General features: G+C 36.8%; 9 protein-coding genes, 2 tRNA genes and 2 pseudogenes. 8 read left to right on the plus strand and 5 right to left on the minus strand.

The annotated features are described in order from the left end of the window. The first annotated feature begins 5 nt into the window (after positions 1 to 5). From ACFX5U_RS06305 to ACFX5U_RS06315, 3 genes and pseudogenes are all read left to right on the plus strand, one after another. A complete protein-coding gene (locus tag ACFX5U_RS06305) occupies positions 6 to 818 on the plus strand; it encodes a DUF4290 domain-containing protein (protein WP_038697145.1) in 813 nt (270 codons plus the stop codon). Positions 819 to 933: 115 nt separating this feature from the next. After that, a pseudogene (gene murA / locus ACFX5U_RS06310) lies at positions 934 to 2,260 on the plus strand (UDP-N-acetylglucosamine 1-carboxyvinyltransferase). 115 nt (positions 2,261 to 2,375) lie between these two features. Beyond that, positions 2,376 to 3,008: a YceI family protein gene (locus ACFX5U_RS06315; RefSeq protein WP_038697150.1), complete on the plus strand. Its 633-nt coding sequence runs from the start codon at positions 2,376 to 2,378 to the stop codon at positions 3,006 to 3,008. Between the two features lie 87 nt (positions 3,009 to 3,095). On the opposite strand, the gene smc is transcribed toward ACFX5U_RS06315, so the two are convergent. The 4 genes from smc to ACFX5U_RS06335 all read right to left on the minus strand — a co-directional run bounded on the left by smc (position 3,096) and on the right by ACFX5U_RS06335 (position 8,788). Further along, complete coding sequence (gene smc / locus ACFX5U_RS06320) at positions 3,096 to 6,644, minus strand: chromosome segregation protein SMC (protein WP_400262804.1); 3,549 nt, start codon at positions 6,642 to 6,644, stop codon at positions 3,096 to 3,098. Between the two features lie 141 nt (positions 6,645 to 6,785). Next, positions 6,786 to 7,490 carry a DsbA family oxidoreductase gene (locus ACFX5U_RS06325; protein WP_400262805.1) on the minus strand — a complete coding sequence of 235 codons (705 nt, stop codon included), beginning with the start codon at positions 7,488 to 7,490 and terminating at the stop codon, positions 6,786 to 6,788. Positions 7,491 to 7,542: 52 nt separating this feature from the next. Next, complete coding sequence (locus ACFX5U_RS06330; RefSeq protein ID WP_400262806.1) at positions 7,543 to 8,175, minus strand: nitroreductase family protein; 633 nt, start codon at positions 8,173 to 8,175, stop codon at positions 7,543 to 7,545. A 1-nt stretch (position 8,176) separates the two neighbouring features. Beyond that, positions 8,177 to 8,788, minus strand: coding sequence for a TetR/AcrR family transcriptional regulator (locus tag ACFX5U_RS06335; protein ID WP_400262807.1), 612 nt, complete (start codon positions 8,786 to 8,788; stop codon positions 8,177 to 8,179). Between the two features lie 569 nt (positions 8,789 to 9,357). Here ACFX5U_RS06335 and ACFX5U_RS06340 point away from each other — a divergent pair. Then, positions 9,358 to 9,591 carry a hypothetical protein gene (locus tag ACFX5U_RS06340; protein ID WP_038697160.1) on the plus strand — a complete coding sequence of 78 codons (234 nt, stop codon included), beginning with the start codon at positions 9,358 to 9,360 and terminating at the stop codon, positions 9,589 to 9,591. 76 nt (positions 9,592 to 9,667) lie between these two features. Here ACFX5U_RS06340 and ACFX5U_RS06345 read toward each other — a convergent pair whose 3' ends face one another. After that, positions 9,668 to 10,495, minus strand: coding sequence for an alpha/beta fold hydrolase (locus tag ACFX5U_RS06345; RefSeq protein ID WP_400262808.1), 828 nt, complete (start codon positions 10,493 to 10,495; stop codon positions 9,668 to 9,670). Positions 10,496 to 10,681: 186 nt separating this feature from the next. Here ACFX5U_RS06345 and ACFX5U_RS06350 point away from each other — a divergent pair. From ACFX5U_RS06350 to obgE, 4 genes and pseudogenes are all read left to right on the plus strand, one after another. Then, a tRNA-Arg gene (locus tag ACFX5U_RS06350) sits at positions 10,682 to 10,755 on the plus strand. Positions 10,756 to 11,218: 463 nt separating this feature from the next. Continuing rightward, a tRNA-Arg gene (locus ACFX5U_RS06355) sits at positions 11,219 to 11,292 on the plus strand. A gap of 70 nt (positions 11,293 to 11,362) precedes the next feature. Further along, a complete protein-coding gene (locus tag ACFX5U_RS06360; protein WP_038697164.1) occupies positions 11,363 to 11,932 on the plus strand; it encodes an adenylate kinase in 570 nt (189 codons plus the stop codon). A 44-nt stretch (positions 11,933 to 11,976) separates the two neighbouring features. Next, positions 11,977 to 12,976: pseudogene (gene obgE, locus ACFX5U_RS06365) on the plus strand (GTPase ObgE). Positions 12,977 to 13,053 lie beyond the last annotated feature (77 nt).

Below are 13,053 nucleotides of genomic sequence, written 5' to 3' on the forward strand. Positions count from 1 at the left end.
ACTATATGAACTTTGACTACAACAGCACAAGACCGAAGCTAATCCTAGCTGAATACGGTAGGAATGTGCAAAATATGGTAAACTATATTTGTGATTTACCTACAAAAGAAGAAAGAAATAAGTATGCCCAAGTTGTCATAGATATGATGGGGGTGCTGAATCCGCATTTAAGAGATGTGGCAGACTTCAAACATAAATTGTGGGATCACTTGCAAATTATTTCTGATTTTACGATTGATGTAGATTCTCCATACCCTACAGCCACTCCTGAATTGGTAAAACATGAACCCGAGTTGTTATCGTATCCACAACATAGAATCAAGTATAAACACTATGGTTTTACGGTGGAAAAAATGATTAACAAAGCGATTTCAATCACAGATGATGAAAAACGTCAAAAAATGGCGCTTTCGATTGCTAACTTTATGAAGATGGCGTATACCACTTGGAATAAAGATGCAGTAGCTGATGAATTTATCATTCAAGATTTGGCGGAATTGTCGAGTCAAGTATTGCAATTGCCAGAAGGTACGGTATTGACAAAACTTGATTTCAAAAGCGCGCCTCCAGGTAATCGAATTAAAGGAAATAATCCGACTCCGACTAATAATAATTCTGGTCATTCTAGTAATAACCATGGTCGAAGCAACAATAACACCAATTCGAATAATAGAAGACCTTCTGGAACGAATTCTTTTCAAAAACGAAGTAATAGTAGCGGCGGAAGTACAAACAATAGTAATAGACGTCCTTATCAAAATAATAATAATAGCAATAACAACAATAATAATAGCAACAGCGGTTATAAAAGAGGGTAATTGTTACTACTTAGGTATGATATAAGGCAATTGTGAAGTGATTTTTATTTCTTTTCAATTGCTTTTTTTCTTATAAATAATGCAATAAAAATATATAAAAGATATAGGTGTACGAATGAATGCATTTGAAATCAATGGCGGGAAGCCATTAAAGGGCGAGATTATTCCTCAAGGGGCAAAAAATGAAGCATTGCAAATATTGTCAGCAGTATTGTTGACAGAAGAAACCGATGACCATTAGTAATGTTCCAGATATTAAAGATGTTAATAAATTAATAGATCTTTTAAAAGCACTAGGTGTTAGCGTTAATCGCATCGATGACGATACTTATGTTTTTGAAGCAAAAGATATCAATATAGATTATTTTCAATCTCAAGAATTCAAAGAAAAGGGTGGTGGATTGAGAGGGTCTATCATGATTGTTGGTCCTTTATTAGCTCGTTTTGGAAAAGCTGCTATTCCAAAACCTGGAGGTGATAAAATTGGTCGCCGTCGCTTGGATACCCATTTCTTGGGCTTTGAAAAACTAGGTGCTAAATTTGTATATGATGCCGAAAATCACTTCTTCAATGTAGATGCTACTCAACTAAAGGGGGCCTATATTTTATTGGATGAAGCATCTGTTACAGGTACAGCAAATGTCGTAATGGCAGCAGTGTTAGCAAAGGGTGTAACGGAATTATATAATGCAGCATGTGAACCTTATTTGCAACAGTTATGTAAAATGTTGAATCGTATGGGGGCTAAGATCTCGGGTATAGGTTCAAATTTACTGACTATAGAAGGTGTAGAGCGCTTGGGAGGTACATCCCATCGTATGTTGCCCGATATGATTGAAATCGGTTCTTTCATCGGTTTGGCTGCAATGACAGGCTCCGAAATCACGATAAAAGATGTTTGTTATAAAGAGTTGGGTATTATTCCGACTGTGTTTCAGCGTCTAGGTATTAAAATGGAATTAAGAGGCGATGATCTTTTTATTCCAGCACAAGAATCATATGAAATCGATACGTTTATCGATGGTTCTATCTTGACCATATCAGATTCTCCATGGCCAGGATTTACACCTGACTTATTGAGTATTGTTTTGGTTGTGGCGACACAAGCAAAAGGTAATGTGTTGATCCACCAAAAGATGTTTGAAAGCCGTTTGTTCTTTGTCGATAAATTAATCGATATGGGAGCGCAAATTATCCTTTGTGATCCACATCGTGCTACGGTAATCGGATTGAATAAAATGTATCCGATGCGTGGTATTGAAATGACTTCACCGGATATTCGTGCCGGAGTATCGTTATTGATCGCTGCATTATCTGCAAAAGGAACTTCTACGATCCACAATATCGAACAGATAGAAAGAGGTTATCAACATATTGAGGAGCGTCTAAAAAAATTAGGAGCGGACATACGTCGGGTGGATGTAGCTCCTAAAGGACACTAAGCCATGCTATTGTCATAATTGTTATTTTGTATACTATTTTACTAGATTTTATTTAAATCTTATAATATCTTTGATATAACAAATGTTTGAACATATAAAATAGATTAAATTAATTATGAAAAAATTATTAGTATTACCAGTTATCGCAGCAGTTATTATGTCTTCATGTGCTGGAAACCCAGAGGGTAAAAAAGCAGAGGTGCAAGATTCTGTAGCTACTGAGGAAATTGTTAAAGTAGGAGAGGAGTATCAAGTTGATGCCGCACAATCAAAAGTGATCTGGACAGGAACAAAAGTAACCGGTGCACACACAGGTACTATTGCCATTAAATCAGGTTCATTACATGTTGATAACGGAGTCTTGACAGGTGGTACATTTTCTTTGGATTTGAATACAATCAGTTCTACAGATTTAGAAGGGGAGTACAAAGATAAATTAGACGGACATTTAAAATCGGAAGATTTCTTTGATGTTGCTCAATTTCCTGAAGCTACTTTTGTAGTTACTAAAACTGAAGCTGGTGCTACTGCACAGGATGTGAAGGTTTCGGGTAACTTAACAATCAAGGGTATTACTAAAAATATTTCATTCGATGCTAAAGTTGTCGAATCAAATGCGACTACAATCAAAACAGAAGCTGATTTTAATATCGTTCGTGCAGATTGGGGTGTAAATTATGAAGGTAAAAAGGATGATTTGATTTCTGCTGAAATTAATTTTAAAGTTACTTTAGTAGCGAATAAATAGTCTCATCTGGACAACATATATAATAAAAACGGAGCGATAATTAATTATCGCTCCGTTTTTTTATAGCCTTTTGGGCAAGCGCTTAAACTATACTAAGCGACATCTCTCAAGTCTACGGCAACAACACGGGATACCCCCTGTTTCTACCATGGTAACACCATAAATGATATCTGTACTTGCTATTGTTTTCTTATTGTGCGATACGACAATAAATTGTGAATTTTTAGAGAAGTCACGAATGATGTTATTGAATTTATCAATATTCGTATCGTCTAATGGTGCATCCACTTCATCAAAAATACAGAACGGTGCTGGTTTTGATAAATATAGCGAGAAAAGAAGTGCTGTTGAGGTCAATGTCTTTTCACCACCAGATAGCTGATTGATGGATAGTGGCTTTTTACCTTTGGGGCGTGCAACGATATCAATATCCGAATCTAAAGGTTTGGAAGGATCTGTGAGAATTAAATCACAACTATCTTCTTCGTTAAAGAGGGAACGGAAAACCTTGATGAAATTTTCGCGCACACTATTGAATGTAAACATAAACTGCACTTCAGCCGTATCGTCGATTTCTTTAATCGTTGCCAGTAATGAGCCTTTAGCCTCCAATAAGTCGGCCTTTTCCTTATTGATGAAATTATAGCGTTCATTCATCTCGTCAAAAGCTTCTTTAGCCATTAAATTGATGGAGCCATATTCATTCAGCTGTTTTTTAAGCTTGGTACATTTGACAGCCAGTACTTCCTGATCCTCTACGATAGTAGGTGGTTCTTCTTGCTCTAAGAGATCTTTTAGTTCAATATTAAATTCAACGGATAGACGTTCTTTTAATGTATTGAGGTCAATTTGAAGTGCTGTCTTCTTATCTTTAATTTCAGAAATCAGGATATCATCCTGTTCTTTTGTTCGACGGTACTGAATGATTTGTTGTTCCAATTCATTCATCTGCTTACGGACACCATAGTAGCTTTTCTCCAAATCTTCCAGACCTTTTTCTAAGGCGTCTTTCTGCGTGTACATCTCCACCAAATCTTCGTCTTCTTCATCTACGAATTGTGCCGTATTCTTTAATGCAAGTTGCACTTCTTCCAAATCTTTGGCATTGCGTTCAATACGCGCCTCAAAATCATCTTGTTGCGTCTCGCGGAATTCAAGATCCTTGTTGATGTTTGAGACCTTGTTCTGCTGTTGATGATAGCCGATGTTACCTTGGTTATAGCTGGCTGATTTTTCCGTTAGTATATCTGAAATTTCGTTAAAACGGTCTTGGAAATCCTGTAGATCCCCAATATGTTGTTCACGTTCATGCTTTAGATCCTGTATCTGAGGTTCAAGGACTAATAGATCATTTTCGATCGTCATGATCTTATCCTGAATATCCTGCTTACGAGTTAGGGCATTCTTAATGAATGTTTGGTATTGTTCCTGTTTTGTTTTGACAGAAATCAATTCATTATTCAGACGGTTCAATTGGAAACGAAGTTCATCGATCATTTCCTTTTGAGAGTTGGATTTTAAAGCATTTAAGCGCCCTGTTTCATCCGAGATTTTATCTTGTAATTGCGTTATATTTTCAGTAATTCTCTTGATTTCCTTTGCTAGGATCTCAATATTCTTAGCGCGTCCTATTCTTTTACCTTCGAATAAACCAACAGAACCACCAGATAAACCTAATTTACTTTTTGAGAACTTACCATTTTTTTGCAAAATGATGTCATCTCCTTGTGGGAGTTCCAAATTGAGTTCATGTTCGCGCTCTTGTTGTAAAATGTAGACATTTTGTAATAAGAGCTGACATAATGATTTAAATTTATCATCAACAGTAATAACATCCATTGCTGGTATAAGCAAGTCGTTAGTTTGTGTTGTAGGCTTAGGGACTGCTTGAATCGCATCCAATATGAAGAAGTTAGCACGACCCCGAGCGGCATCACTTAATAAATTGATGGCTTGAACGGCGTCTTGCTGCGTATCCACCACATAATGATTCATAATGGGCTCCAAATAGTTTTCAACGGCTACACGGTAGTCTTCTTCACAGAATAAGACGTCCGAAAATAGCGGCGGTTGCTTTTTCCAACCTGCATTTTTCTTTAAAAATCGGATGGAGTCAGGGAAACCTTCTAAATTATCTATTAGGGATTTTGTTAAATTGTACTCGTTCTGTTTGGCATCTACCAAGCGCGATTCTTTACTTAACTCTTCTTTGAGCGTATTGATGTTCGTCGTGTGGTTTTGGATCTGAAGTTGCAATTCTTCTTCCATTTGTAAGCCGGTCTCGTATTGCTGCTGCTGGGTTTCTACTCGCCCTTCTAACTCTGCAACTGCAATATTGAACTGATTCAATTCAATTTCTTTCGATTCGGTATCCGTTACTGTACGTATGGATTCTTGTTGGAGTGCCTCTCTTTGAATATTGAGGACAGCTATATCTTTTTCAATGCTATAGATTCGGTCCTGTAAGGAGCCACTTGACTTATTGAAAGCATCCAGTTTTCCTTTTGCCGTTTGTTGTTGTCCTCTCAGTTCCTCAACTTCAAATTTGTTCTTTTCCAGATTGTTTTGAAAACTGTCTAGCTGTTGTTGTTCGTGATACAACTCCTCATTTAAACGCTTAATGGTATAGAGCACGTGATTGAGTTGTTGTTTGTCATTATTGACTTCAAAACTTAATCTGTTTTCTTTGTCCTGAAGATTTTTAAGCTGCTCGTTTTTAACTTTCTTTTCTGATTCGTAATTGCGAATCTTATTGATAAACTCTTGCGCCGTCTTTTGTTGAAAGGAAACGTTTTTTTCTTGCTCTAAATTATCTTCACGTATTTGTTTTAATTCATTTTCTGCCTTTTCGATGTGCACTTGAGCATCCGTACTCTGTTTAGACAGTTTAGACTCTTGATGCTGCAATCGTTCCAATTCAGTGCTGAAATCACCGATGCGGTAATAAGCGAGGTTGACACTGCTCTGACGGTATTCATCCTTTAATAGGATGTATTTTTCAGCTTTTTTGGCTTGGCTCTCTAGGGATCTCAGGTTTTTATTAATCTCAAAAAGTAAGTCATCTACGCGGCTTAGATCTAGTTCTGTATCCCTAAGTTTATTTAAACTTTGTTTTTTACGAACTTTATATTTAGATATACCTGAAGCCTCTTCAAATAGATTACGACGTGAGTTTTCTTTGTTATTGATGATTTCATCTATCATTCTGAGTTCAATGATAGAGTAGGAGTCTGCTCCGACACCGGTATCTAAGAACAGATCTGTAATATCTTTTAAACGACATTTTACATCGTTCAAGCGATATTCACTATCTCCATTTCTAAATAATTTACGGGTCACAGTGACTGTCGTAAATGCTGTGGGGAGGACATTTTTGTTGTTGTCAAAAGTGAGTGAAACTTCTGCTAAGTTTGCCGCCTTACGATTTTTCGTTCCATTGAAAATGATGTTTTCCATTTTTTCGGAACGGAGCATGCGTGTACTCTGCTCTCCCAAAACCCAACGTATGGCATCAACAACATTTGATTTGCCACAACCATTAGGGCCCACGATAGCGGTGACACCCTCATTAAAATTGATTGTTATCTTGTCGCCGAAGCTCTTGAATCCTTTTATTTCTAGTTTGGTTAACTGCATTTATACTACAATTTTGCTGCATTAAATAGGAAACGAAATTAAGAAATAAGTTCAACTTATTTGCACGATTTTGCGATTCAAGAGCGGAAGTTTTGTTAACCCATTGGTTATGTCCAGTAATCAAAAATTGCGAATAGTAAACTATTCGCAATTTCCGGTTTCAACATCACAAGTTGGACCTTCGTTATTGTTCATAATGATATTGGGTTTGGCATCATCATATGCTTGACGAAGTGTTTGTTCAAACATTTCAAGGGGTTGCGCTCCGGCAATTCCAAATTTTTGATTGAATACAAAAAAGGGAACTCCACGTAATCCTAAGTTGACACCTTCTTGGATATCTTGTGTTACTTCGTATGTAAAACGATCTGTTGTCAATACCTCTTCCACAGCAGTAATATCAAGCCCTATTTCTACAGCAAGTTGTACCAGGATAGCGTGGTTGTTCACATCTAGGCCTTCGCTAAAATGTGCTTTTAACAGACGCTCTTTTTGTGCGTTGCCTTGGTTTGTTTCTTGAGCCAAATGGATTAGGCGATGTGCATTCAAGGTGTTAACGATCAATGATTTTTCAAAATCAAAATCGATGTCCAACGATTTTCCGATCGACTGCACTTGTTGCATCATACCTAAGGTTTCCTCCTCAGTAAGCCCTTTGGCATTTTTAATATAGTCAATAGCAGGGATGCCTGCAGTATCCTTCGGAAATTGGGGATGTAACTGATACGATTTCCAGATAATGGAGACTTCATCTCGATGTGGGAAATTTTCTAATGCTTTTTCTAATCTTTTTTTTCCGATATAACAGAACGGACAAACGATGTCAGACCAAATTTCTATTTTCATGATATGTATTTGAAGGTTTGGAAACACACAAATGAGCATTTCCAAACATATGTTAGTTAAATTTAATGATAAAATCTTCGTGATTTGGTCTTACTTTTTTCAAGTTTACCAACCAGTCATGCTCTTCATCACGGTAACCTAATGCTAATATGGTAACCGATTTAAGTCCTAATTTGTCTAATCCGAGGAGTGCGTCCAATTGCTCATTGTTAAAACCTTCCATTGGGGTCGCATCAATTCTCTGTTCAGCTGCTGCCGCTAAAGCTAATCCGAATCCAATATAAGCTTGACGAGCAGCATGATTGAACTGTTGTTCTTTGGATAATGTCGATAATTTTGCAAATAGATTGTTTTTATAATCATCAGCATAGCCCAATGGCAATCCTCTCTCTTCTGCTTGCTGTGCAAAAGGAGCGTTCACGCGCTCTTCGGTATAACCATCGTATGCTGCGAATACTAAGATATGTGAACTGTCGATGATCTGCGATTGCCCATAAGCAATAGGTTGAATTTTAGCCCGCAATTCGGGGTTTGTAATCTCAATGACTTTAAATGGATGCAATCCGGAAGAAGTAGGAGCCAAGCGAGCAGTTTCTAGAATGTAATCGATTTTCTCTTGTGCTACAGGAGTGCCATTCATTTTTTTAGTAGCATATCTCCATTTCAAATTTTCTAATAAACTCATATTAGTGGTTGTTGTATTTTAATGATATAATAAATCCCTGAATAGCATCTGTTAATATAGGTGATACCTCTTCAGGATTTGTTTCGTTGTTTGATATAAATTCAATGGTAATGATGCCATGCAGGATGGACCAAAAAGTCTTGAATTTTAAATGTAGGTTGATGTCTTCAACTCGGTTTTCCTCCACACATGTAGAAATGCAGCTCAGCATCACGTCCGATGCTGCTTTCATTTCTTTGAAACTATTAACGACTTCACATTGTGGGATACCGAGTCCAAACATAATCTCATAGTATTTCTTATGCTCAAATGCGAATTTCCAGTAAGAGATCGCCATGTCAAATAAGTTTTGATCAGCAGTTTTGTTATGATCTACTGCTGAAGCCAATTCTTTGGCCATCAATGAAAATCCTACTTTGGTGAAATAGGCTATAATAGCATCTTTGTTTTCAAAATGTTTGTATATGACTGGAGCGCTATATTCTATGGCATCGGCAATTTTTCGAATAGAAAGGGCCTGCCACCCCTCTTCTTGTACGATCTGCCAAGACTGCTCAATGATTTGCAATCTTATTTTTTCTAAATCCCTTAATTTTCGCTCCGAAACACCCATGTTATGTTTTTTAGTTAACAGTGTTAGCAAAAGTAACAATGATTTTTTTAGTTTTTATATGTCATCACATTTAATACATTTCGATGACAGAAAAGGGTATGTGTCAATTGGGTTTAGGCTAATATTGCTATACCTTTCAAATTTTGAGAAATAGAAAGATTTAGGGGCTCGTATTTTTTTAAGATGGTTAATTTAAGTTCTTTAAATAATTGATGAATGCGATGTTCGACTAAAATTTTACGTATAGCATTTGGTTTTATCTAAAAAAATTAGTACATTTGTAGTTGATGCGGATTTAGGGGCTTAATTGCAACTACTTCTAGTCAGTTTTTAAAATATAAATCATTGATAAAAATTACCAGTTTTTATCTCATCCATACAATTTTTGATTTTTAAAGATTGACCTGATATTTTGATTTATCAATATATTGGTTCTTCTCCACCAAAATATTTCTCTGGTCATGTATAATGATCGGTAGCAATAAGCTTTCAAAACGCAGCATCAAGGTTTAATTCACACGTTCTGGTCTATAGCCAGCGTTTATTCAGTTCACTTTAATTTATAAAATATGTTAGGATTTATTATGAAATTTCTATTGACAGTTGTTGTTTCAACTTGGTTAATCATGCAAAGTGCTACAGGAAGCTTCCTGAGTTTACCAGTGCTTTTTGCCACCTTAGCATTTGCCTTGTTTATTTGGGATGCCGTTATTTCTTACCGTAAATCGGAGGAAAGAAAAGAAAATTTACAGCATTTGAACGATTTCCTTAAATATAAACAAAGCAAATACCGTGGTTTTTAAAAGATTGTTTCTTTTGGTACATCCAATTTAATGCAGTGTAGATTTTTATCCACTGCATTTTTTTATGCCTTTTAATTTAAAAGGATCGTAAAAATTGATTGATTTCAAAATTGAACCTTTCGGGTTCTTCTAGATTTGGTAAATGTCCCGATTCCATAAATTCTAGATATTTAACCTGAGGTATATGGTTGAGCAGGGTGTTTATCTGCAGCTCGCTAACCAATTTATCTTCTCTTCCCTTGATGACGAGGGTTGGGACTTCTATCGTAGGTAATATCGCGGTCGTATCCGTTCGAGCAGCCAATGCTAATTGGGTTGAACAAATATTTTGCAAATCGTTTCTCCTGATGGAACTTTTGATGATTTCAATAGCTTCGGGATTTTCAGCTAGGGTTTTTTTTGAAAAGATAGTTTCAATGAATCCTAATGAAAAAGGACGCTTCCCATATTTTAGTAAGGCTTGAATGGCGTCAAAGCGTTTTTGTTTACCTTTGTTATCATCAGCAAGCGAGTGTGTGTCACTTAATATAAGGCCTTTTAATTCATTTCCCATCAGTTCGTATGTGCGCAATGCGATGTAACCACCCATGGAAACGCCGCATAAGACTACATGGCCTAAATTTAGATGCGCTATAAATTCCTTCAAATCTTTTGCGAAGACATCAATACTGAAAAATCCATGACCACGTGTGCTGTGTCCATGCCCTCTAATATCAACTGCAATTCCGGTCATCTGTTCATCCAGCTGTTGCAATTGTGCCCGCCACATGTTTTTGTTAAAGGGGAAGCCGTGTAAAAAAATGACTGTTTTTTCAGGTGGATGTACCTTACTAGGTCTAATCATGTATGAAATGCTAATGTCACCAATGCGTATTTTGCCTAGTTTCGTTTCTTTTTTGGACATATAGTAGTCTTTGTGAGAAAAAATAAAAAAAAATTACTCCTGTAAATGTAATACTATCAATAAGATAAAAAAAATATTGCTTTTATTATTAAAAAAAGATGCGAAATAGTTTGCAAAACTGAAAAAAGTCCCGATATTTGTATCACCAAACAAAAGGGTATGACTTTTAATAAAGTCATCAAAAATGCACTCATGGCTCAATTGGATAGAGCACCTGACTACGGATCAGGAGGTTAGGGGTTCGACTCCCTTTGAGTGCACAGTTTGGAAAGCCTGATCATTATTTTGATCAGGCTTTTTTGTTTTTAAGCTTCATTCGTCTCCGGATTTTCTACATTTGATTTCTTTCTTTCTTTCTTTCTTTCTTTCTTTCTTTCTTTCGCTCATTTTTTCAAAGTTGGTATGATGATGTTTTTCATTTGATCCAATTTAAGAGACCTCTTTAATTTTGACCGAGCTGATTGAATGTTCATATTGCTTTTATTTCGCGTTATTTCGAAGAGGTTATATCCCTAATATGTTATTGTTTTGATGTCATTTCGCAGCATAGGGGATTTAGATTACGAATTGATATTAATGGCATTGGATAGAGGGTGATTTATTTTCTTTCATTATCAGTGGATTAGATAATATTTGAAAAAATAATTTGGAGACAGGGCTATTTTGCCTATATTTGCATCACCAAAACGGAAGAACAGCAATGAAGATGACGTAATGGTTGACGCGCTCATGGCTCAATTGGATAGAGCACCTGACTACGGATCAGGAGGTTAGGGGTTCGACTCCCTTTGAGCGCACTATTTGAAAAGCCTAATCAATATAGCGATTAGGCTTTTATTTTTTTACTCTATTACTCTAAATACTACTATGCTAAACCTTGTAATATTTGGCCCTCCGGGGGCAGGGAAGGGAACACAATCGCAGAAACTTATCGATAAATACCAGTTAGTTCATGTTTCAACAGGTGATATCTTTAGGGCTCATATTCAAAACCAGACAACTCTAGGTAAACAAGTCAGTCAGATTATAGCTGATGGAAATTTGGTGCCAGATTCGGTTACGATTGCGATGTTGGAAGAGGAAGTGAAGAAAAATCCGGAAGCAAAAGGATTTATTTTTGATGGTTTCCCACGTACAGTGGCGCAAGCTGAGGCATTGGATGCTTTCTTAGCGACTATTAACACTTCTATTTCAGTAGTTATTGCTTTAGATGTGAATGAAGATGAATTAAAAACACGCATTGCCAAACGTCAGGAGATTTCTGGACGTGCAGATGATGCTGCAGATAAATTGGTGAAACGTATCGATGAGTATTTTACAAAAACGATTCATGTATTGCCTTATTATGAAGCACAAGGTAAATTGTCTAAGGTAAACGGTATCGGTGATATTGATGTTATCTTTGGAGATTTAACGGCTATTATTGACAATTATTAAATAATAAAACGGCAACGTTTTACTAAAAATTATATTTTATTTCTATGGCGCAAGGTTCGAATTTTGTTGATTATGTGAAGGTGTGTTGTCGATCGGGACACGGAGGATCAGGCTCAGCGCACTTACATCGAGATAAAACAACCATGAAAGGTGGTCCTGATGGTGGTGATGGCGGACGAGGTGGTCATATCATCCTTAAAGGGAACACGCAATTGTGGACTTTATTACACCTGAAATACAGGAAGCATATCATCGCTTCTAGTGGTGGGTCTGGTAGCTCTGGAACGAGTACAGGTGCCTCAGGGGCTGATGAAATTCTTGAGGTTCCAGCTGGTACAGTAGCCAAAGATGCTGAAACGGGTGAGATTTTATTTGAAATTACGGAAGATGGTGAAACGCAGATTCTAACACCTGGTGGAAAAGGTGGTTTAGGAAACTGGCACTTCAAATCGTCTACACAGCAAACGCCACGTTTTGCGCAGCCAGGTATGCCGGGTCAAGAGCGTTGGATTATCTTGGAATTGAAAGTGTTGGCAGATGTCGGTTTAGTGGGATTTCCAAATGCTGGAAAATCTACGCTATTGTCTGTGGTTTCAGCTGCTAAGCCTGAAATAGCGAATTATCCTTTTACGACTTTGGTTCCCAATTTAGGGATCGTGAGTTACCGTGATGGAAAATCTTTTGTAATGGCTGATATTCCAGGTATTATAGAGGGCGCATCGGAAGGTAAAGGTTTAGGTTATCGATTTTTGAGGCATATTGAGCGAAACTCTGTTTTGTTATTTATGGTTCCTGCGGACACTGAACGTACGATAAAGCAAGAATATGATATTCTATTGAACGAACTTTCTGTCTACAATCCAGAGCTTCGTGATAAGCCTAAATTATTGGCGATTACAAAGTCGGATATGTTGGATGATGAATTGGAACGTGAGATGGAAAAGGAAGTTTCCTGAAGGACTCCCGCATATCTTTATCTCATCTGTTGCTGGTAAGAATATCCTACAATTAAAAGATATGATTTGGAAAGCAATTAATTCGTAGTATTTGATTGCTGATATAAAAAAAGCGATTGCAATTTTGCAATCGCTTTTTTTGTTTAAATACGCTTGTTTTTGAAT

The sequence above is a fragment of the Sphingobacterium sp. SG20118 genome (assembly GCF_044740685.1).
Lineage (GTDB): Bacteria > Bacteroidota > Bacteroidia > Sphingobacteriales > Sphingobacteriaceae > Sphingobacterium.